Origin of the sequence: Pseudomonas sp. B19125 (assembly GCF_044218855.1) — a bacterium.
In the GTDB taxonomy this organism is placed as follows: domain Bacteria; phylum Pseudomonadota; class Gammaproteobacteria; order Pseudomonadales; family Pseudomonadaceae; genus Aquipseudomonas; species Aquipseudomonas edaphica.
The window spans coordinates 1,407,172-1,429,613 of sequence record NZ_CP162589.1 but is presented as its reverse complement, the minus strand read 5'-3'; the positions used below and the strand labels follow the sequence as shown (position 1 = coordinate 1,429,613).

General features: G+C 60.9%; 17 protein-coding genes. 15 read left to right on the top strand and 2 right to left on the bottom strand.

The window, feature by feature from the left end:
* Positions 1-71: 71 nt before the first annotated feature.
* Positions 72-389: a Rieske (2Fe-2S) protein gene (locus AB4P96_RS06485; protein WP_017139230.1), complete on the top strand. Its 318-nt coding sequence runs from the start codon at positions 72-74 to the stop codon at positions 387-389.
* Here the strand turns inward: AB4P96_RS06485 and sfsA are convergent.
* Positions 386-1,099, bottom strand: a complete 714-nt coding sequence (gene sfsA / locus AB4P96_RS06480; RefSeq protein WP_395600616.1) for a DNA/RNA nuclease SfsA — start codon at positions 1,097-1,099, stop codon at positions 386-388. The genes AB4P96_RS06485 and sfsA overlap by 4 nt on opposite strands.
* A complete protein-coding gene (locus AB4P96_RS06475; RefSeq protein ID WP_017139232.1) occupies positions 1,099-2,271 on the bottom strand; it encodes a pyridoxal phosphate-dependent aminotransferase in 1,173 nt (390 codons plus the stop codon). Before AB4P96_RS06475 ends, sfsA begins: the two co-directional genes overlap by 1 nt.
* A 321-nt stretch (positions 2,272-2,592) precedes the next feature.
* Between AB4P96_RS06475 and dksA the strand changes: the two genes are divergently transcribed.
* From dksA to AB4P96_RS06405, 14 genes are all read left to right on the top strand, one after another.
* Positions 2,593-3,036: an RNA polymerase-binding protein DksA gene (dksA, locus tag AB4P96_RS06470; protein WP_003235002.1), complete on the top strand. Its 444-nt coding sequence runs from the start codon at positions 2,593-2,595 to the stop codon at positions 3,034-3,036.
* 95 nt (positions 3,037-3,131) lie between these two features.
* Positions 3,132-4,019 (top strand): tRNA glutamyl-Q(34) synthetase GluQRS, encoded by an 888-nt coding sequence (gene gluQRS, locus AB4P96_RS06465; protein WP_099547646.1) that lies wholly within the window; start codon positions 3,132-3,134, stop codon positions 4,017-4,019.
* A 62-nt stretch (positions 4,020-4,081) separates the two neighbouring features.
* Positions 4,082-4,258, top strand: coding sequence for a hypothetical protein (locus tag AB4P96_RS06460; RefSeq protein ID WP_003176118.1), 177 nt, complete (start codon positions 4,082-4,084; stop codon positions 4,256-4,258).
* Positions 4,242-7,196 (top strand): sensor histidine kinase, encoded by a 2,955-nt coding sequence (locus AB4P96_RS06455; RefSeq protein WP_017139235.1) that lies wholly within the window; start codon positions 4,242-4,244, stop codon positions 7,194-7,196. Before AB4P96_RS06460 ends, AB4P96_RS06455 begins: the two co-directional genes overlap by 17 nt.
* Positions 7,197-7,218: 22 nt before the next feature.
* Positions 7,219-8,649 (top strand): sigma-54 dependent transcriptional regulator, encoded by a 1,431-nt coding sequence (locus AB4P96_RS06450; protein ID WP_099547645.1) that lies wholly within the window; start codon positions 7,219-7,221, stop codon positions 8,647-8,649.
* A 708-nt stretch (positions 8,650-9,357) separates the two neighbouring features.
* Complete coding sequence (locus AB4P96_RS06445; RefSeq protein WP_017139237.1) at positions 9,358-10,761, top strand: polynucleotide adenylyltransferase PcnB; 1,404 nt, start codon at positions 9,358-9,360, stop codon at positions 10,759-10,761.
* A gap of 2 nt (positions 10,762-10,763) precedes the next feature.
* Positions 10,764-11,249, top strand: a complete 486-nt coding sequence (folK, locus tag AB4P96_RS06440) for a 2-amino-4-hydroxy-6-hydroxymethyldihydropteridine diphosphokinase (protein WP_395600615.1) — start codon at positions 10,764-10,766, stop codon at positions 11,247-11,249.
* 315 nt (positions 11,250-11,564) lie between these two features.
* Positions 11,565-12,365, top strand: a complete 801-nt coding sequence (gene panB / locus AB4P96_RS06435; RefSeq protein ID WP_017139239.1) for a 3-methyl-2-oxobutanoate hydroxymethyltransferase — start codon at positions 11,565-11,567, stop codon at positions 12,363-12,365.
* Positions 12,362-13,213: a pantoate--beta-alanine ligase gene (gene panC / locus AB4P96_RS06430; protein WP_017139240.1), complete on the top strand. Its 852-nt coding sequence runs from the start codon at positions 12,362-12,364 to the stop codon at positions 13,211-13,213. The genes panB and panC overlap by 4 nt, the downstream gene beginning before the upstream one ends.
* A 224-nt stretch (positions 13,214-13,437) precedes the next feature.
* Entirely contained in the window at positions 13,438-15,102 is a 1,665-nt protein-coding gene (gene pgi / locus AB4P96_RS06425) for a glucose-6-phosphate isomerase (protein WP_017139241.1), read from the top strand.
* A gap of 105 nt (positions 15,103-15,207) precedes the next feature.
* Positions 15,208-17,145 (top strand): acetate--CoA ligase, encoded by a 1,938-nt coding sequence (gene acs, locus AB4P96_RS06420; protein ID WP_017139242.1) that lies wholly within the window; start codon positions 15,208-15,210, stop codon positions 17,143-17,145.
* 18 nt (positions 17,146-17,163) lie between these two features.
* Positions 17,164-18,033, top strand: a complete 870-nt coding sequence (locus AB4P96_RS06415; RefSeq protein ID WP_099547641.1) for an oxygenase MpaB family protein — start codon at positions 17,164-17,166, stop codon at positions 18,031-18,033.
* 56 nt (positions 18,034-18,089) lie between these two features.
* Entirely contained in the window at positions 18,090-19,106 is a 1,017-nt protein-coding gene (locus AB4P96_RS06410) for a class I SAM-dependent rRNA methyltransferase (protein WP_170038181.1), read from the top strand.
* A gap of 87 nt (positions 19,107-19,193) precedes the next feature.
* Positions 19,194-22,127, top strand: coding sequence for a DUF748 domain-containing protein (locus tag AB4P96_RS06405; RefSeq protein ID WP_395600614.1), 2,934 nt, complete (start codon positions 19,194-19,196; stop codon positions 22,125-22,127).
* Positions 22,128-22,442: the final 315 nt, after the last annotated feature.

The window sequence follows — 22,442 nt, the reverse complement described above, 5'->3', positions numbered from 1 at the left end:
AATCAGCTAACGGGCGAAGCCGGCATTTGATAATTGTTTGCATTTGAACGTCAAGGCACTTAAGGATTGTTATGAAGCTTCTCTGCCCCTCAGATGCCCTGGCGCCCAACAGCAGCCGTGGTTTTGAAATAGACGGTTGCAAAGTGTTGGCCGTGCGCCGTGACGGCGTGGCGTACTTCTACCTCAACCGCTGCCCCCATCGCGGCATCCCGCTGGAATGGCAGCCCGACCAGTTCCTGGACAGCAGCGCCAGCCTGATCCAGTGCGCCACCCACGGCGCCTTGTTCCTGATCGAAAGCGGCGAGTGCATCGCCGGGCCGTGCGCGGGCCAAAGCCTTAAAGCCCTGCCCGGCCGTGAAGACGCGCAAGGCCTGTGGGTGCAACTCTAGTCGCCGATCATCACGTCCAGGCGCCGGTCGATGATAATTTCCTGCGGCGTGACCCGCGCACCATAGGCCAACACCTCCACGCCGGCCGCCTTGGCCTCGCGCAGCGCAGCGGCGTAGCCCGCATCGATTTCCACCGCCGGGCGTACAGCGTCGATCCCCGACAGGTTCACGCAATACAACTGCACCGCACGCACGCCCTCACGCGCCAGGTGTGCCAACTCGCGCAAATGCTTGGCGCCACGTTGGGTCACCGCGTCGGGAAACGCTGCCACCGGCGAGCCATCAAAGCCCAAGGTGACGCTCTTGACCTCCACATACGCCGCGCCGTGTGGGTACTCCAGGCGAAAATCGATACGGCTTTTTTCCTGGCCGTAAGGCACTTCGCGCTTCAAGGCGATAAAACCGTTGAGTTCAGTGATCACCCCGGCACGCAACGCCTCCTCCACCAGTTGGTTGGCACGCGCGGTGTTGACGCATGCCAGCCGGCCTTGGGGGGTTTCGGCAATTTCCCAGGTGCCCGGCAACTTGCGCTTGGGGTCTGTGGAGCGACTGAACCAGACCTGGCCGCCCTCCACCATGCAATTGAGCATAGAGCCGGTGTTGGGGCAGTGAATGGTCAGCAACTCGCCGGTCAGCGTTTCGATATCGGTGAGAAAGCGCTTGTAGCGGCGGATCAGCCGCCCTTCTTCGAGGGGAGGATGAAAGCGCATCAGCCTTGCCAGCTCCGCAAGCCACGGGCGATGCGTTCCACCGCTTCCTGTAGCCGATCGAGGTTTTGCGTGTAGGCAAAACGCACATGATGGCCGGCCTGATAACGACCAAAATCCAGGCCCGGCGTAAACGCCACATGCTCGGTTTCAAGGAAATGACGGCAAAACGCGAAGGCATCACCGCCGAACGCGCTGATATCGGCGTACAAGTAGAACGCGCCTTCGGGCTCTACGGCGATGCCGAAACCCAACTCGCGCAAGGCTGGCAGCAGGAAATCCCGGCGGCGCCCGAACTCGGCGCGGCGCTCTTCCAGAATACTCAGGGTTTGCTCGGTGAAACACGCCAGCGCCGCGTATTGGGCCATGCTCGGCGCGCTGATGTAGAGGTTCTGCGCCAACTTCTCCAATTCGCCCACTGCCGCCGGGGGCGCCACCAGCCAGCCGAGGCGCCAGCCGGTCATGCCGAAATACTTCGAAAAACTATTTAAGACGAAGGCATCGTCGTCGACTTCCAGCACGCTGGCGGCATCGGTGCCGTAGGTGAGGCCGTGATAGATCTCGTCCACCACCAAATGGCCGTTACGCGCCTTGATTGCACTCGACAACCCCGCCAGTTCGTCGCGGGTCAGAATGGTGCCGGTCGGGTTGGCTGGTGAGGCCACCAGCGCGCCAACGCTGTCTGCATTCCAGTGTTTGGCCACCAGCTCAGCGGTCAATTGGTAGCGCACGTCCGGGCCAACCGGCACCAACTGCGCCGCGCCTTCCACCAGCCGCAGGAAATGTCGGTTACACGGGTAGCCTGGGTCGGCCAACAGCCAGTGCTTGCCCGGATCGACCAGCAGGCTGCTGGCCAGCAGCAACGCGCCAGAGCCACCGGGCGTGATCAGAATGCGCTCGGGGTCGACGCTCAGGCCGTAGCGCTGCTGGTAAAAACCACTGATGGCCTGGCGCAGTTCGGGCAGCCCACGGGCCGCGGTATAGCGCGTCTTGCCGTTGGCCAGCGCGGCCTGGCCAGCCTGGATAATCGGCTCGGCCGTGGTGAAATCCGGCTCGCCGATCTCCAGGTGGATAACATCATGGCCAGCCGCCTGCAGCTCATTGGCTCGCGCCAGTAACGCCATAACGTGAAAAGGTTCGATGGCGCGACTGCGCGCACTGTAGGGCTGAGCCATTAGCCTTCCTTAAACGGTGAGGACAAAATTCGGATTCTACCGAACCCGCGCGGTAAAACATGCTCTATTGCCTGCTCGGTCCTCCGTGCTGAACCGGGCAAGCGCCTGCAAAACGACTAAAATCAACATTCGAGACACGCTATACCCAGCCATGGCGGGCCATGACAGTTTGCAAGCCTGCCACGTTGGGCCTCGACAACCGGGAGTGGCGCACCCCGAATCTATCTGGTAAGTTCGCCCGCTTGCAGCCGCAGGGCCGGCAGGTGTCGGTGACGTTGCAATCCTGCGCAATGGATTAGAAGAGTGAGAGGCGGTCTATTCATGTCCACCCAAGCAAAGCAACAGCAGACTCAAGGCCTCGGCGGCTTCGACCCCTATGTGGAAAAAAAGGGCGAGGAGTACATGGGCGAGCCCATGCGCGAGCACTTCACCAAGATCCTGAACAAGTGGAAACAGGACTTGATGCAGGAGGTTGATCGTACCGTTGACCACATGAAGGACGAAGCAGCCAACTTTCCTGATCCGGCCGACCGTGCGAGCCAGGAAGAAGAGTTCGCCCTTGAACTGCGAGCGCGTGATCGAGAGCGCAAGCTGATCAAGAAGATCGACAAGACCCTGCAACTGATCAAGGACGAGGAATACGGCTGGTGCGAATCCTGCGGCGTCGAGATTGGTATTCGCCGCCTGGAAGCCCGCCCAACCGCGGACCTGTGCGTAGACTGCAAGACCTTGGCTGAAATCAAGGAAAAACAGGTCGGCAAGTAACCCTGCCGGGCTGAACGCGACAAACAAAAAATGGGGCGTGCAAACGCTCCATTTTTGTTTCTGGCGTTCAGCGGTTTTCCAGTAGTATCCGGCCCATGACAGCCTCTACCTATATCGGGCGTTTCGCCCCCACGCCCAGCGGCCACCTGCACTTCGGTTCGCTGGTTGCCGCCCTCGCCTCCTACCTCGATGCCCGCGCCAATCACGGCCGCTGGCTGATGCGCATGGAAGACCTCGACCCACCCCGTGAAGAACCCGGCGCCCAGGCGGCGATCCTGCACGCCCTGGAAAGCTATGGCTTTGAGTGGGATGGGGAACTGGTCCGGCAAAGCGAGCGGCATGATGCCTACGCCAAAGTCTTGAACGACATGTTCAACCACGGCCTGGCTTACGCCTGTACCTGCTCGCGTAAACAATTGGAGCCCTACCACGGGATCTATCCAGGCCTGTGCCGAAACCTCGGGCACGATCAGCAAGACGCGGCGATCCGCCTGCGCGTTCCGGAGCTGGAGTATCACTTTACCGACCGCGTGCAAGGCGAATTCCGACAGCACCTGGGCCGTGATGTGGGCGATTTCATCATCCGCCGTCGCGATGGCCTGTATGCCTACCAACTGGCAGTGGTACTCGACGATGCCTGGCAAGGTGTCACCGACATCGTGCGCGGCGCCGACCTGCTCGATTCCACGCCGCGCCAGCTTTACCTGCAGGAACTGCTGGGTCTGCGCCAGCCGCGCTACCTGCACGTGCCGCTGATCACCCAGCCGGACGGCAACAAGCTGGGCAAATCCTACCGCTCGCCGCCGTTGACACCCGACCAGGCCACACCTTTGCTATTGAGAGCGTTGCGCGCCCTCGGCCAGCAACCCGGCAGCGAAATGCTGCACGCCAGCCCACGGGAACTGCTGGATTGGGGCATTGCACACTGGGACGCCAGCCAGATTCCGCGCACACTCACGCTGGCCGAAGCGCAATTGAGCTGAAGGCGCTTGCAGCTTGCCAAGCATCCGTTACCATCGCGGCAGTTTTTTAATCAGAGGCCAACATGTACATCTATCGATTGGTCCTGCTGCTGGTCGTCGGGATCTACCTGTTTTCCCCGGCCATCATGGATTGGTGGATCGACGCCACGGGCGCCTGGTATCGCCCTTATCTGCTGTGGTTGATCCTGATCGTCGTGACCTTCATCCTGCAGAGCCAAAAAGATGCCGATGAGCTTTAGCCTCACCCAGATGCTGCTGATCAGCGCCGCCTACCTGGCCGCGTTGTTCGGGGTTGCCTGGATCAGTGAGCGCGGAATGATTCCGCGGGCGATCATTCGCCATCCGTTGACCTACACCTTGTCCCTGGGCGTCTACGCCAGCGCCTGGGCATTTTATGGCACGGTGGGGCTGGCCTATCAGTATGGCTACGGCTTTCTGTCCAGCTACCTGGGCGTGTCCGGCGCGTTCCTGCTGGCGCCGGTATTGCTGTACCCGATCCTGAAAATCACCCGCACCTATCAGCTGTCGTCCCTGGCGGACTTGTTTGCCTTCCGCTTTCGCAGCACCTGGGCCGGCGCGCTGACCACGATCTTTATGCTGATCGGCGTGCTGCCGTTGCTGGCCCTGCAGATCCAGGCGGTGGCGGACTCCATCAGCATCCTCACCCGCGAACCGGTGCAGCACCGCGTTGCCCTGGCCTTCTGCGCACTGATCACGCTGTTCACGATTTTCTTCGGTTCACGCCATATCGCCACCCGCGAAAAACACGAAGGCCTGGTGTTTGCGATTGCCTTTGAGTCGGTGATCAAGCTGATCGCCATCGGCGGTGTCGGCCTGTATGCGCTGTATGGCGTATTCGACGGGCCGCAACAGTTGGAGTTGTGGTTGCTGCAAAACCAGACCGCCCTCGCCGCTTTGCACACGCCGTTGCAGGAAGGCCCATGGCGCACGCTGCTGCTGGTGTTCTTTGCCTCGGCCATCGTGATGCCGCACATGTACCACATGACCTTCACCGAGAACCTCAACCCGCGCTCATTGGTCAGCGCCAGCTGGGGTTTGCCGTTATTCCTGCTGCTGATGAGCCTGGCGGTGCCGCTGATCCTGTGGGCCGGCCTCAAGCTCGGCGCCACCACCAACCCCGAATACTTCACCCTTGGCGTCGGTATTGCCGCCAACAGCAAATCCCTGGCATTGCTGGCTTACGTAGGCGGTTTGTCGGCGGCCAGTGGCTTGATCATCGTCACCACGCTGGCACTCTCCGGCATGGCGCTCAATCACCTGGTGCTGCCGCTGTATCAGCCGCCAGCCGAAGGTAATATCTACCGCTGGCTGAAATGGACGCGCCGCGCGCTGATCGTCGCCATCATCATGGCCGGCTATGGCTTCTACCTGCTGCTGGGCGCTGGGCAAGATCTGGCCAACCTCGGCATCGTCGCGTTTGTAGCGACCTTGCAGTTCTTGCCGGGTGTGTTGTCGGTGCTGTACTGGCCAACCGCCAACCGTCGCGGCTTTATCGCCGGGCTGCTGGCAGGTATTCTGGTGTGGATGGTGACCATGCTGCTGCCGCTGGTCGGCAACCTGCAGGGTTTCTACATTCCGCTGCTGAACATGATCTACGTGCTGGATGACACCAGCTGGCACATGGCAGCGATCGCCTCGTTGGCCGCCAACGTGCTGATGTTTACCCTGATCTCGCTGTTCACCAACGCCAGCCCCGAAGAAACCAGCGCCGCCGAAGCCTGCGCGGTGGACAACGTGCGCCGCCCGCAACGCCGCGAGCTGCACGCCGCCTCACCGCAAGAGTTCGCCACCCAACTGGCCAAGCCGCTGGGCGCCAAGGCTGCGCAAAAGGAAGTCGAGCAGGCGCTGCGCGACCTTTACCTGCCGTTTGATGAGCGCCGGCCCTACGCCCTGCGCCGTTTGCGCGACCGCATTGAGGCCAACCTGTCCGGCCTGATGGGACCGAGCGTGTCCCAGGACATGGTGGAAACCTTCTTGCCCTACAAGGCCGGCGGCGAAAACTACGTCACCGAAGACATCCATTTCATCGAGAGCCGGCTGGAGGATTACCACTCACGTCTCACCGGCCTTGCCGCCGAACTCGATGCCCTGCGCCGCTATCACCGTCAAACCCTTCAGGAACTGCCGATGGGCGTGTGTTCCCTGGCCAAGGATCAAGAGATCCTGATGTGGAACAAGGCGATGGAAGAACTCACCGGCATCGCCGCACAACGTGTTGTGGGTTCGCGCCTGAATACCTTGGGCGACCCTTGGAAAGAACTGTTGCAAGGCTTTATCAACCTGCCCGACGAGCACTTGCACAAACAGCACCTGGCGCTGGACGGCCAGACCCGCTGGCTCAATCTGCACAAAGCGGCGATCGACGAGCCGCTGGCGCCGGGCAACAGTGGCCTGGTGCTGCTGGTGGAGGACCTGACCGAAACCCAGATGCTCGAAGACAAGCTGGTGCACTCCGAACGCCTGGCCAGCATCGGTCGCCTGGCCGCGGGTGTGGCCCATGAAATCGGCAACCCGATCACCGGTATCGCGTGCCTGGCGCAAAACCTGCGGGAAGAGCGCGAAGAAGACGCTGAAATCACCGAAATCAGCGGGCAGATCCTCGAGCAGACCAAGCGCGTGTCACGCATCGTGCAGTCGCTGATGAGCTTCGCCCACGCCGGCGCCCATCAGAACCATGACGAAGCGGTGTGCCTGGCGGAAGTGGCGCAGGATGCCATTGGGCTGCTGGCCTTGAACCGGCGCAATTTCGAAGTACAGTTTTTTAACCTGTGCGACCCGGACCACTGGGTTGACGGCGACTCCCAACGCTTGGCGCAGGTGCTGATCAACCTGCTTTCAAACGCCCGTGACGCAACGCCCGCCGGCAGTGCGGTACGCGTCAAGAGCGAGGCTTTCGAGCACACGGTCGACCTGATCGTGGAGGACGAAGGCAGCGGTATTCCACAGAACATCATGGATCGATTGTTCGAACCTTTCTTCACCACCAAGGACCCGGGTGAAGGTACCGGTCTGGGCCTTGCACTGGTCTATTCCATCGTTGAAGAGCATTATGGACAAATCACCATCGACAGCCCGGCTGACACCGAAAGCCAACGCGGCACCCGTATTCGGGTGACCTTGCCGCGTCATGTCGAAGCGACGTCCGCTGTGAACTGAGACCGTCGAGAGAATTGAATCAATGCCGCACATTTTGATCGTCGAAGACGAAACCATTATCCGCTCTGCCTTGCGTCGCCTGCTTGAACGTAATCAGTACCAGGTCAGCGAAGCCGGCTCGGTGCAGGAAGCCCAAGAGCGTTTCAGCATTCCCACGTTCGACCTGATTGTCAGCGACCTGCGCCTGCCGGGCGCGCCGGGGACCGAGCTGATCAAGCTTGGCCAGGGCACGCCCGTGCTGATCATGACCAGCTACGCCAGCCTGCGCTCGGCGGTGGACTCGATGAAGATGGGCGCGGTGGACTACATCGCCAAGCCTTTCGATCACGACGAAATGCTCCAGGCCGTGGCGCGCATTCTGCGTGACCGTCAGTCGGCTGGCAGTACGCCGGCCGAACAGCGTCCTGCCGGCAAGGCTGCCGAGAAGCCGGGGGCCGACAACAGCAACGGCGAGATCGGCATCATCGGCTCTTGCCCACCGATGCAGGATCTGTACAGCAAGATCCGCAAAGTGGCGCCGACCGACTCCAATGTATTGATCCAGGGCGAGTCGGGCACCGGTAAAGAGCTGGTGGCCCGCGCCCTGCACAATCTGTCCAAACGTGCCAAAGCGCCGATGATTTCGGTGAACTGCGCGGCGATTCCCGAATCCCTGATCGAGTCCGAACTGTTCGGGCACGAGAAAGGCGCATTTACCGGCGCCAGCGCCGGGCGTGCTGGGTTGGTCGAAGCGGCGGACGGCGGCACCTTGTTCCTCGACGAAATTGGCGAACTGCCCCTGGAAGCCCAGGCGCGCTTGCTGCGCGTGTTGCAGGAAGGCGAGATTCGCCGTGTCGGTTCGGTGCAATCACAGAAGGTCGATGTGCGCCTGATCGCCGCGACCCACCGTGACCTCAAGAGCCTGGCCAAGATCGGCCAGTTCCGGGAAGACTTGTATTACCGCCTGCATGTCATCGCCCTCAAGCTGCCGGCCTTGCGCGAGCGTGGCGCCGACGTGAATGAGATCGCCAGCGCGTTTCTGCTGCGCCAGAGCGCGCGCATCAACCGTACCGACCTCAAGTTTGCCGCCGACGCCGAGCAGGCGATTCGGCATTACTCGTGGCCGGGTAACGTCCGCGAACTGGAGAACGCGGTCGAGCGCGCGGTGATTCTGTCGGAGAGCCCGGAAATTTCTGCCGAGCTGCTGGGTATCGATATCGAGCTGAGCGACCTGGAAGACGACGACTTCATCGGCCTGGCCCCGCAACAGGGCGGTGGCAGCAATACCAGCCATGAGCCGACCGAAGACCTGTCACTGGAAGACTACTTCCAGCACTTCGTGCTTGAGCATCAGGACCATATGACCGAGACCGAACTGGCGCGCAAGCTGGGCGTGAGCCGCAAGTGCCTGTGGGAACGCCGCCAACGCCTGGGCATTCCACGGCGCAAGACCGGGGTAGCCAGCGAAAGCTGAGGGCGCGCCCCCACAGGTAACACCCTCAGATGTGAAAAAACTGTTACCGCAGCCTTTTCACGTAACAGAAGCCGGGGCTTACGGTAACGAAGCCCCGGCTTTTTTTCGCCCTTCCAAAAGCCAGAACCAGCTCACCCCCCCGGTTTTGCTGGGCGGCACAAAAGTTGGCACGCACCCTGCTATATGCTTAGTACAAAAACAATAACAAGCTTTGTACAAGACAATAAAAATAAGACGAATCGACTCACGCATAACAAAAACAACACGGCGGAGGCGCAGCTAACTGATTCTTTTGGAGAGGCGTTGCATTTGGGGCTTGCCCCGCAACCAGGCCGAGAACAACAAAAACTGCCCTAAGGCAGAGCCTGAACTGGTTGGATCGTAGATCAGCAACACAGCGACCAAAGCAATCCGTTTGCTCTTGGCTCCCGATTGGGAGTGTCATGAAGGTGAAACTTCATGGCGAGGGCGATCAACAAAAACAAAAAGCCCGCAACCATAATAAAAATAGAGCACGCAACTACTTCTGGGGGAGCTTCGGCTCCCCTTGTAGTTTCCGGCATTTGACCCGCTCACACCCTTCTTTAAGCTTCTGGCTCAAGCCTTGCAGCTTGTTCCTACACCATCCCTCGACTAAATGCTAGAATCCCGGCCCATCATGCGGTCATTCTTCGTTATGGCCGAACATTCCTTCAAACAGTGCATCCCATGCTGAAGAAGTTGTTCCAGTCATTCCGTTCCCCCTTGCGTCGTACGCAACACATTCGCAGCACGCCTGAAGTGCTTAACAGCAATCAGCATTCATTGCAGCGCGCTCAATTCAGCCGCTATGCAGTGAACATCGTCGAACGTTTGCAGAACGCCGGCTACCAGGCTTATCTGGTGGGCGGCTGCGTACGTGACATGCTGCTCAATATCACGCCCAAGGATTTCGACGTCGCCACCAGCGCCACGCCGGAGCAGGTGCGTGCCGAGTTTCGCAATGCGCGAATCATCGGTCGCCGCTTCAAGTTGGTGCACATCCACTTTGGTCGCGAAATCATCGAGGTCGCGACGTTCCGCGCAGGCCATCCGCAAAACGATGATGAGGAAGACACCAATCAGTCTTCCCGCAACGAGAGCGGCCGCATCCTGCGTGACAACGTGTACGGCACCTTGGAAGAAGACGCGCAGCGCCGCGACTTCACCATCAACGCCCTGTATTACGACCCGGTCAGCGAGCGCATTCTCGATTACGCCAACGGCGTACACGACATTCGCAACAACCTGATCCGCCTGATCGGCGACCCGACGCAGCGTTACCAGGAAGACCCGGTACGCATGCTGCGCGCCGTGCGCTTTGCCGCCAAGCTGAACTTCGGCATCGAGAAACACACCGCCGCGCCGATTCGCGAGCTGGCGCCGATGCTGCGGGAAATTCCTTCGGCACGCCTGTTCGAAGAAGTGCTGAAGTTGTTCCTCTCGGGTTATGCCGCCGATACGTTCGAAATGCTGGTCGACCTGCAACTGTTCGACCCGCTGTTCCCGGCCAGCGCCGAGGCACTGGAATACAACCCCACGTACACCCACACGCTGATCAGCGAAGCGTTGATCAACACCGACCTGCGCATCAAGCAGAACAAACCGGTAACGCCGGCGTTCCTGTTTGCCGCCCTGCTGTGGCCTGCCCTGCCTAAACGCGTATTGCGCCTGCAAGACCGTGGCATGCCGCCGATCCCGGCCATGCAGGAAGCCGCCCACGAGCTGATCGCCGAGCAGTGCCAGCGCATCGCCATTCCCAAACGCTTCACCATGCCGATCCGCGAGATCTGGGACATGCAGGAGCGCCTGCCGCGCCGCAGTGGCAAACGCGCCGACCTGTTGCTGGATAACCCGCGCTTCCGTGCCGGCTACGACTTCCTGCTGCTGCGCGAAAGCGCCGGCGAGCAGACCGACGGCCTGGGCGAATGGTGGACCGACTACCAGGATGCCAATGACAGCCAGCGCCGCGAGATGATTCGCGACCTCGGCAGCAAAGGCGATGGCGAAGGCACTGGCCCGAAAAAACGTCGTCGCAGCGGCACCAAGCGCAAACGCAGCGCGGCCGACGCCTCGGGCGCTGCGGGCGAATAAACGTGAAACGTGTCTACATTGGCATGGGCAGCAACCTGGCTGCCCCAGACCAGCAATTGCGCAGCGCTGTCGAAGCCCTGGCGCAATTGCCCGGCACGGCCCTCGTTGGCGTGTCGGCGTTCTATCAAAGTGACTCCCTGCTCCCGGGCCAACCGCGCTACACCAATGCGGTCGCCGCCCTGGACAGCGATCTTGCGCCACTGGATTTACTCGATGCCCTGCAAACCATCGAGAACGACCAGGGCCGCGAGCGCCTTGAACGCTGGGGCCCGCGCACCCTGGACCTGGATATCCTGTTGTTTGGCGATCGCCTGATCGACACGCCGCGGCTGAAGGTGCCGCACTATCAGATGCATTTGCGCGCGTTTGTGCTGTACCCGCTGGCAGAGCTGGCACCCGCCGACCTGCAACTGCCCAATGGCCAAACACTTAGCGACTTGCTGGCCGCCTGCCCGTTTGTTGGCCTGGAGCGCGTGCCCCGAGACTGACTCGGTCAATGTGGGACCCGGCTTGCCTGCGATGCGGGCAACTCGGTACACCCGCTATTGCGCGATGATGCCATCGCAGGCACGCCAGCTCCCACCCGTAACAGGGGTAACACCCCACTCGTAACAATGCGGTAACACATCCAATTGACTTCCCGTGTCCTCATCACGACTATAGGCGTCCCGCTGCCGCCAACCCGGCGCTGAAGGGCGCAATCCAGGCCTTATAAGCACTGCTCTCAAGACAGTGCGCCTGTATAAACGAAGACTCACGCGCGTTACTCGCTGTTTCCAAGCGCCTGAACGAGGACCCTTTCCATGCCAGACATTACCCTGACCACCTTGCAGAGCCTGAAGCTCAAAGGTGAAAAAATCACCATGCTGACCTGCTATGACGCCACCTTCGCCCACGCCAGCTGTGAGGCCGGGGTTGAAGTGCTGTTGATTGGCGATTCACTGGGCATGGTTCTTCAAGGGAATGACAGCACCCTGCCGGTCACCACTGACGAACTTGCGTACCACACGGCCAGCGTCAAACGCGGTAACAACGGCGCCTTCATCATCGCTGACCTGCCGTTCATGGGTTACGCCACCCTTGAACAAACCTTCCAGAACGCCGGCAAGCTGATGCAAGCCGGTGCACACATGATCAAAGTCGAAGGCGCGGTATGGCTGGCGGAGTCGATCCGGCTGCTGGCTGAGCGCGGCGTTCCAGTGTGCGTGCACATGGGCCTGACACCGCAGTCGGTGAACATCTTCGGCGGCTACAAGGTGCAAGGCCGCAATGAAGCCCAGGCGCGCCAGATGCGTGCGGATGCCATTGCCCTGGAGCAAGCCGGCGCCGCGATGATCCTGCTCGAATGCGTGCCCAGCGAACTGGCGGCAGAAATTACCCAGGCAGTCAAAGTGCCGGTGATCGGCATTGGCGCAGGCTCGGCCACCGACGGCCAAGTGCTGGTGGTACACGACATGCTCGGCCTGTCGCTGACCGGCCGTGCGCCCAAATTCGTGAAAAACTTCATGGCAGGCCAGGACAGCATCCAGGCAGCCCTGGCCGCCTACGTGAGTGAAGTCAAAGCCGTGACGTTCCCTGGCGAAGAACATGGGTTCTCTGCATGAACACCGTTAAAACCGTAAGAGAACTACGCGCCGCCGTCGCCCACGCGCGCAGTGCCGGCAAACGCATTGGCTTTGTGCCCACCATGGGCAACCTGCACAGCGGCCACGCCACCTTGGTGACCAAGGCCGCACAGCAATCGGACTTTGTGGTGGCGAGCATTTTCGTCAACCCGTTGCAGTTCGGCGCTGGCGAAGACCTGGACAAGTACCCGCGCACGCTGGCGGCCGACCAGGAAAAGCTGCTGCAAGCCGGTTGCAATCTGTTGTTTGCGCCCACCGTTGACGAAATGTACCCCGGCGGCATGACCGGCCAAACCCGCGTCAGCGTTCCGCAACTGTCCGAGGGCCTGTGCGGTGCCAGCCGACCCGGGCACTTCGAAGGTGTGGCGACGGTGGTGAGCAAGCTGTTCAACATGGTCCAGCCGGACATGGCCGTATTTGGCCAGAAGGACTACCAGCAACTGGCGGTCATCCGCGCCATGGTGCATGACTTGAACATGCCCATCCAGATCATCGGCGAGCCCACCGTGCGTGCCGCCGACGGCCTGGCGCTGTCGTCACGCAACGGCTACCTCAACGAAGAACAGCGCGCGATTGCGCCGGTGCTCTACCGCAGCCTCAGCCAGATTGCGGCGGCTATAAAAGGCGGCGAGCAGGATTTCGCCAAGCTGCGTGCCGAGCAGATCGCGCAGATTGAAGCTGCCGGGCTGCGCATGGATTACCTGGAAGTGCGCCAAGGCGTGCACCTGCGTGCGGCCACGCCTGAGGATCGGGATATCGTCATCCTCGTGGCGGCCTATCTGGGTGCGACACGCCTGATCGACAACCTGCATTTGACCCTCAACTGACCCCGCCAGGCACTTCGCCTGTTGCCCTGATCGCTGTGCCGGTATAAAAAAGTACCGGCAACAGCGCAGACAAAGCCAAGACATATCGACACGCTAGGTTTAATGTAATCGCCCTGCGCCATTGTTGGCGCTGACCGGACTCAAACGCCTGATGAAAGACTCAACGTTCCGGATTTAGAAGTGTCCTAAAGGCAAGTCCCCGTAATAAAAGGAAACCCGCAGCGATGGCGTACTACCGCACTCCTCATGACGTTACCGCTCTGCCCGCTTGGCAAGCGCTCAATCAACATCGCCAAGCCATGCAGGATTTCAGCATGCGCGACGCGTTCAATGCCGATCCCCAGCGCTTTTCCCAGTTCACCTTGAGCAGCTGCGGGCTTTTCCTCGATTACTCGAAAAACCTGATCACCAGCGAAACCCGTGACCTGCTGGTGGGCCTGGCCAAAGAAGTCAACCTTAAAGCCGCGATTGACGCGCTGTACGCAGGCGAGCCGGTCAACTCTTCCGAAGGTCGCCCCGCCCTGCACACCGCGCTGCGCCGCCCAGTGGGCGACAAGCTGTCGGTCAACGGCGTAAACATCATGCCGGACGTGCACAAGGTGCTGAACCAGATCACTGACCTGGTCGGCCGCATCCACGACGGCCTGTGGCGTGGTTACACCGAGAAGCCGATCACTGACGTAGTGAATATCGGCATCGGTGGTTCGTTCCTCGGCCCGGAGCTGGTCTCCGAGGCATTGCTGTCCTACGCTCACAAAGGCGTGCGCTGCCACTACCTGGCAAACATCGACGGCAGCGAGTTCCACGAACTGACCCAGAAGCTGCGCGCCGAGACCACGCTGTTTATCGTTTCGTCCAAATCCTTCAACACCCTCGAAACCCTGAAAAACGCCCAGGCCGCCCGCGCCTGGTACCTGGCCCAGGGTGGCTCGGAAGCCGAACTGTACCGTCACTTTATCGCCGTATCGAGCAACAACGCGGCGGCCGTGGCGTTCGGTATCCGTGAAGAAAACATCTTCCCGATGTGGGACTGGGTCGGCGGCCGTTACTCGCTGTGGTCGGCCATTGGCTTGCCAATCGCTCTGGCCATCGGCATGTCCAACTTCAAAGAGCTGTTGTCCGGTGCCTACACCATGGACCAGCACTTCCAGAACGCGCCGTTCGAGCAAAACATGCCGGTGCTGCTGGGCCTGCTGGGCGTGTGGTACGGCAACTTCTGGGGTGCGCAGAGCCATGCGATCCTGCCGTATGACCACTACCTGCGTAACATCACCAAACACTTGCAACAGCTGGACATGGAGTCCAACGGCAAAAGCGTGCGCCAGGACGGCACACCGGTGTCCACCGATACGGGCCCGGTGATCTGGGGTGGCGTAGGTTGCAACGGTCAGCATGCTTACCACCAGTTACTGCACCAGGGGACTCAACTGATCCCGGCCGACTTCATTGTGCCGATCGTCAGCTTCAACCCGGTGTCCGACCATCACCAGTGGCTGTACGCCAACTGCCTGTCCCAGAGCCAGGCACTGATGCTCGGCAAGACCCGCAGTGAAGCCGAGGCTGAGTTGCGCGAAAAAGGCCTGCCGGAAGCCGAAGTGCAGAAACTGGCGCCTCACAAGGTGATCCCGGGCAACCGTCCGAGCAACACCATCGTGGTCGAGCGCATCAGCCCACGTCGCTTGGGCGCACTGGTCGCCATGTATGAACACAAAGTGTTTGTACAAAGCGTGGTCTGGGGCATCAACGCCTTCGACCAATGGGGCGTGGAGCTGGGCAAAGAGCTGGGCAAAGGTGTCTACAACCGCCTGACCGGCGCCGAAGAAACCCTGGCTGACGATGCGTCGACCCAGGGCCTGATCAACTACTTCCGCGGTCGTCACCGCGGCTGAGGCCGGTACACCAAGGCCAACGTCCGTTTGGACGTTGGCCTTGAACCCTCTCCCCACAGCGTGCATCTTTATGCCTTGTCGCTAAAACAAGAATAAGGACCGCTCATGTTCGATATCCGCACATTCCCCCGCGCCGATGACGTCCGCCAGGCCGCGCAGCTCAGTCAAGACGAGTACCAGCGCCTCTACCGCCAATCCATTGAGCAACCCGATACGTTCTGGGCCGAACAGGCCAAGGGTTTCCTCGACTGGATCAAACCCTGGCACACCGTGCAGCACTCGGACATCACTACCGGCGCAGCCCAGTGGTTTGCCGGCGGCCAACTGAACGTCAGCTACAACTGCATCGACCGTCACCTGGCACAACGCGCCGACCAGCCGGCCTTTATCTGGGAAGGCGATGATCCTGCAAAGTCCTCCAAAATTTCCTACCGCCAACTTCATCAAAACGTCAGCCGCCTGGCCAATGTGCTGAAAAGCCGTGGGGTGAAAAAAGGCGACCGGGTGTGCATCTACATGCCGATGATCCCGGAAGCCGCCTACGCGATGCTGGCCTGCACCCGGATTGGCGCGGTGCACTCGGTGGTGTTCGGCGGCTTCTCTCCGGATGCCCTGCGCGACCGCATCCTCGATGCCGACTGTCGCACCGTGATCACCGCCGATGAAGGCGTGCGCGGCGGCAAGCCGGTGGCCTTGAAAAAGAATGTCGACAAAGCCCTGGCCAGTTGCCCGAACGTCAGCACGGTACTGGTGGTGGAGCGCACGGGGGCGAAACTTGACTGGGTAGAAGGCCGCGACCTCAAGTATCAAGCCGCCCTGGACGCCGCCAGCGCTGATTGCCCGCCCGAGCCGATGGACGCCGAAGACCCGTTGTTTATCCTCTACACCTCCGGCAGCACCGGCAAACCCAAAGGCGTGCTGCACACCACCGGCGGCTACCTGCTGCAAGCGGCGATGACCTTCAAGTACGTGCTCGACTACCGTGACGGCGAAGTGTTCTGGTGCACCGCCGACGTGGGCTGGGTCACCGGCCACAGCTATATCGTGTACGGCCCGCTGGCCAACGGTGCGACGTCACTGATGTTCGAAGGCGTGCCGAGCTACCCGGACAGCTCGCGTTTCTGGCAGGTCATCGATAAACACCAGGTGAATATCTTCTACACCGCGCCCACCGCATTGCGCGCGCTCATGCGTGAGGGCCACGGGCCACTGCAGAACACCTCGCGCGCCAGCCTGCGCCTGCTGGGCAGCGTCGGCGAGCCGATCAACCCGGAGGCCTGGGATTGGTACTTTAACGCTGTGGGCGAGCAGCGCTGCCCGATTGTCGATACCTGGTGGCAGACCGAAACCGGCGGCATCATGCTCAGCCCGCTGGTCAGCGCGCAACGGATCAAACCTGGCTGCGCGACCCAACCGATGTTTGGCGTACAACCTGTGCTGCTGGATGAACATGGCAAGGAACTCAGCGGTGCCGGCAGTGGCGTGCTCGCTATCAAGGCCAGTTGGCCGGGGCAAATCCGCAGCGTCTACGGTGACCCGCAGCGCATGCTCGACACCTATTTCAAACCCTATCCCGGCTACTACTTCACCGGCGACGGTGCGCGCCGCGATGAGGATGGCGACTACTGGATCACCGGCCGCATCGATGACGTGATCAACGTGTCCGGCCACCGCATCGGCACCGCCGAAGTGGAAAGCGCGCTGGTGCTGCATGATCAAGTGGCCGAAGCCGCTGTGGTCGGTTACCCCCACGACGTCAAAGGCCAGGGCATCTATGCGTTTGTCACCCCAATGAATGGCGTCGAGCCCAGCGATGAGCTGAAAAAACACTTGCTGGCGCTGGTCAGCAAGGAAATCGGCAGCTTTGCCAAGCCGGAACTGATCCAATGGGCGCCGGCCTTGCCGAAAACCCGCTCGGGCAAGATCATGCGACGCATTTTGCGCAAAATCGCCTGCAACGAACTCGACAGCCTCGGCGACACCTCGACCCTGGCCGACCCGAGCGTGGTGGACGGCCTGATCGATAAACGCCTGAACCGATAGGAGCCACCCAGAGTCGCCATGGAATTTATCCGCAGCCGTATCGAAACCCAGTTGATGAGCCTCACCGGCTTGTCACTCGGCCAACTGGACCTGGAAAACCCCAAGGGCGACCCCGGCCTGTTCGGGCCGGACTCTGTGAGCTGGCAGGTGCATGGCGACTTCAGCAGCATGCTGATCGGCGGCATCAGCGCGTTGATGCTGCAAGCCTTGCACCCGCTGGCCCTGGCCGGCGTGTGGGACCATTCCAACTTTCGCCAGGACATGCTCGGGCGCCTGCGCCGCACTTCGCAGTTTATTTCCGGCACCACGTTCGGCTCGCGCCAGGACGCCGAATGGCTGATTGAGAAGGTGCGCACCATCCACCTGCAAGTGGTCGGGCATGCGCCGGATGGGCGAGCCTATGCGGCCAGTGACCCGGAGCTGCTGACGTGGGTACACGTGGCGGAGGTCAGCAACTTTCTGGCGGCACACCTGCGTTATCGCAACCCGCATCTGTCTGGGCGCGACCAGGACCGCTACTACAGTGAAATTGCCTTGGTTGCCGAGCGACTGGGCGCACGGCACGTGCCGCGTTCACGCCAGGAAATTTCCGATTATCTGGCGCGCATTCGTCCACAACTGCTGTGCGACGATCGCAGCCGCGAAGTGCTGCGCCTGCTGGTCAATGCACCTGCGCCCAGCACCTTGGCCAAACCCTTTGGCAGCTTGATGATGCAGGCCGGCATCGACCTGTTGCCGGACTGGGCCAGCGCTATGCTCGGGCAACACCAAAGCTCGATGCAACGCTTGGTGATCCGCGCGGGTGTGAAGCGCAGCGCGCCCTTGCTGCGCTGGGCGATGCGCAACGGTTCGGTGCAACGCGCCCAGCGGCGGATGGGGTTGATGTAGACGGCGGCCCATAGCTGTTAAACTTCGCGCCCTCTTTTACCCGCAAGGCGCGCTCCATGACTCCCTTGAATCAGGCGCTGCGCGCCGCTCTCAACCATCGCCAAGACCTGATCAACGAGTTGCACGCCCAAGGCACCGACTGCTACCGGCTGTTCCATGGCAGCCAGGAAGGCGCCGGCGGCTTGACCATTGACCGTTACGGCCCGCAATTGCTGGTGCAAAGCTTCCACCAGTCGCTGCAAACCGAGGAGCTGCTGGACCTGCATCAACAGGTCAACCAGTTCATGGGGCTGGAATTGCAGCTGGTGTACAACGACCGCTCCCGTGGCAACTCGCGCATCGACCGTGAAGACACGGTGTACCGCGCCGAGCCTGCGGCATTGGCAGATCAGGTCGGCCACGAATGGGGCCTCAACTACCGTGTACGCGGCCGCCATGCCGGGCAAGACCCGCTGCTGTTCCTGGACCTGCGCAACACCCGTGGCTGGGTCAAGGACCACAGCGCCGGCAAAAGCGTGCTGAACCTGTTCGCCTACACCTGTGGCGTAGGCTTGAGCGCCGCAGCCGGGGGCGCAAGCGAGGTGTGCAACCTGGACTTCGCCGAAGGCAACCTGGCGGTCGGGCGCGAAAACGGCCTGCTCAACCCGCACTTGCCGACCATGGAATTCGTGCAGTCCGACTACTTCCCGGCGATTCGCCAACTGGCCGGTTTGCCGATCACCCAGCGTCGTGGCCAGAAGCTGCCGAGTTATCCACGCCTTGAGCAGCGCCAGTTCGACCTGGTGCTGCTCGACCCACCGGCCTGGGCCAAGAGTGCTTTCGGCACCGTCGACCTGTTGCGCGATTATCAGAGCCTGCTCAAGCCCGCACTGCTGACCACCGCCGACAATGGCGTGTTGATCTGCTGCAACAACCTGGCAAAAGTCAGCATGGATGACTGGCGTGAGCAGGTGCTGCGTTGCGCCGAAAAAGCCGGCCGCCCGGTACGCGAGTGGCAAATCATGACGCCTGGGGCTGACTTCCCGTCCCTGGATCAGCAGCCACCGTTAAAAACACTGATCCTGCAGTTGTAGTACTTTTCCCAAGGAGTCCAGTACTTCGGAACCGAAAACCCGTGCCATACTCCAAGGCACTCTCGTTCTACATAGATGGCGTCACTCATGCCCAAAGGATTGATCCGCGCCGCTGGCGCCTTGTTGACCGCCCTGGCTCTGTACAGCTTGCTGGGCTTTCTGATTCTGCCGGGCATTGCCCTTCGCATTGCCAACCAACAACTGGCCAATTACGCCACGGTGCCGGCCCGTATCGAGCGTATCGAGCTCAACCCGTTCAGCCTGGAACTGACGGTGTGGGGCCTGAAGCTCGGCGAGCCGGGTAAGGAGCAAGTCGGTTTCGAGCGCCTGTACGCCAACCTGCAGATCAACAGCCTGTGGACGCGCGCGCTGCACCTGGCAGACGTACAACTGGACCAGCCGAAGACCGAAGTGCTGTTCGACAAAACCGGCCAGTTGAACCTGGCGCAGCTGTTCAAGCTGCCGCCGAGTGAGCCGACCCCGGCTGACCCGAATGCCAAGCCGTTCCCGCTGCGCATCGACAGCATCAAGCTGGCCGGCGGCTATGTGTACTTTCGCGACCTGCGCCCCAGCGAGCCAATCGAATTTCTCTACGACAAACTCGACTTCGAGCTGAAAAACCTCAGCACGTTGCCCGAAGACAATGCCGACATGACCCTGGTGGCGGCCGGCCCCGAGGGCGGTCAGATCGATTGGAAAGGCAATTTCAGCCTGGTGCCGATCACTTCCGAAGGCACCTTGAAAGTCACTGATGGCAAGATGAAAGCCTGGTGGCCCTATGTGCGGGATGCCCTGCCGCTGGTGCTTGAAGACGGCGTGCTGAACTTCAGCACCGACTATAAATTCAGCCTGGCCAAAGAAACCGAACTGAACCTGACCAACACCGCCGCCAGCATCGCGCCCTTTGCGATCAAGGCGCCGGATGGCCGGCCACTGGTGCGCCTGGAGCGCCTGGACGTCAGCGACACCACGGTGGACCTGGCCAAGCAGCAAGTGGTGGTCGGCAAGATCCGCAGCAACAAACTGGAAACCTGGGCGGCCCGCGAAGCCGATGGGCAACTGGACTGGCAGAAACTGCTTGCCAGCCAACCGAGCAAACCGGCCAAGGAACTCAAGCCTGCCAGCGCGCCTGCAACCGCCGATACGCCAAACGCCCAACCTGCCGCACCGAGCAAACCCTGGCAAGTGCTGCTCAAGGACGTGCAACTGCGCAACTATCAAGTACACCTGGCGGACCGAGCTGCCAAACCGGCAGTTGCATTGGAGCTAGGCCCGCTGAATGTCGATATGCAGAACTTCGACAGCCTCAACCGCAGCCCCTTTACCCTGAAGGTCGACTCCGGCCTGGGCAAGCAAGGCAAGGTCAGCGCAACCGGCGAGGTCAACCTCAACCCGGTCAGCGCCAAGTTGAAAGTGAACACCCAGGACATCGACCTGCGCGTCGCGCAATCCTATATCAGTCCGTTTATTCGCCTGGAGCTGCGCAGCGGTATGCTGGGCAGCAACCTCGATGTGAACCTCAAAAGCACCGAGCCTTTGGCCCTGCAGGTCACCGGCCGCGCTCAGGTCGACCAGTTGCACACCCTGGACACCCTCAAGACCCGCGACTTCCTCAAGTGGCAGCGTCTGGTACTTGAAGGTGTGAACTACCAGCACGGCGACAGCCTGTCGATCGACAAGGTCAACCTGCTGCAGCCGTATGCGCGCTTTATGATCAACGATGACCGCACCACCAACATCGATGACTTGCTGATCCCGCAACCGGCCGACAATGGCGCCAAGTCGGCAGCCAAACCGGCGGCGAGCAAAGACAAACCGTTGGGTATTCATATCGGGCAGATTGCGATCAATGACGGCTCGGCCAACTTCGCCGACTTCAGCCTCACGCCCAACTTCGCCACGGCTATCCAGCAACTCAACGGGCAGATTGGCACTATCGACAGTCGCCAGGCCAAACCGGCCAGCGTCGACATCAAGGGCAAGGTGGATCGCTACGCGCCGGTCACTATCAAGGGCAGCGTCAACCCGTTTGACCCGATGGCGGCGCTGGATATCGCCACCAGCTTCAAGCGTGTCGAACTGACCACGTTGACGCCATATTCCGGCAAGTTCGCGGGTTTCCGCATTCGCAAAGGCCGTCTCAACCTCGATTTGCACTACATGATCACCAAAGGTCAGTTGAAGGCTGAAAACAAGGTGGTGGTTGAGCAATTGCAACTGGGTGAGAAGGTCGACAGTGCCGATGCCGTCGATTTGCCGATTCGCCTGGCCATTGCGCTGCTCAAGGACACTGACGGCAAGATCTCCATCGAACTCCCCGTGACCGGCGACTTGAATAACCCGCAGTTCAGCGTCATGCCGATTGTGTGGCAGACCCTGCGCAACCTGGTGGTGCGCGCAGCCACGGCGCCGTTCAAGTTTATCGGCGGGCTGGTCAGCGGTGGCGGCTCGGAAGACCTGGGTAACGTGTCGTTTGCCGCAGGCTCCAGCGAACTGAACAAAGAGGCCGAGGGTGCTCTGAATACCTTGGCCAAGGCACTGAAAGAGCGCCCTACCCTGCGCCTTGAGATTGAAGGCACGGCAGCGGCCAGCAGCGATGGTCCGTTCATCGCCGCAGATCGCCTGGAGCGTGAATACCAATACAACTACTACAAAATCCTCCAGCGTCGCGGCGACAAGGTGCCAGCCCAGGCGTCATTGCTGGTGGTGCCGGAGAAGGAAAAAGCGCCATTGCTCGAAGGCATCTACCGCACCCGTCTTAAGCAACAACCACCGGCCGAATGGAAAGACCTGAGCAGCGATGACCGCACTGCGAAGCTGCGTGATGGCTTGATCAAGTTCTGGGGCGCCAGTGATGTACTGCTGCGCCAACTGGGGCAGGACCGTGCCAGCACTATCAAGGACTACCTGGTGGACAAAGGCCAGTTGGAAGATGACCGGGTGTACTTCATTGACGCCAGCCTGGGGCAGGCGGAGAAGGATGGCAGAGTGGTAACGCCGATGCATCTGGATGCCGAGTAACCCCTAAGGCCCTATCAAAATGTGGGAGCTGGCTTGTGTGGGAGATAGATTGTGTGGGAGCTGGCTTGCCTGCGATAGCATCACCCGGGTTTAACTGAATAACCGAGGTGTTTGCATCGCAGGCAAGCCAGCTCCCACACAAGCCAGCTCCCACAGTTGAACGTCAGCTGCCCTGCGCAATCCTATTCCCCACACAATAGAACAGGCCCCGACACAAGTGCCGGGGCCTGTAATGACCACATCCGTGTGGTCGGTCGCATGAACTTTAGAGGTGCATCGGGTGGATAACTAACTCACCCTAAGCCGCCGCCGTCT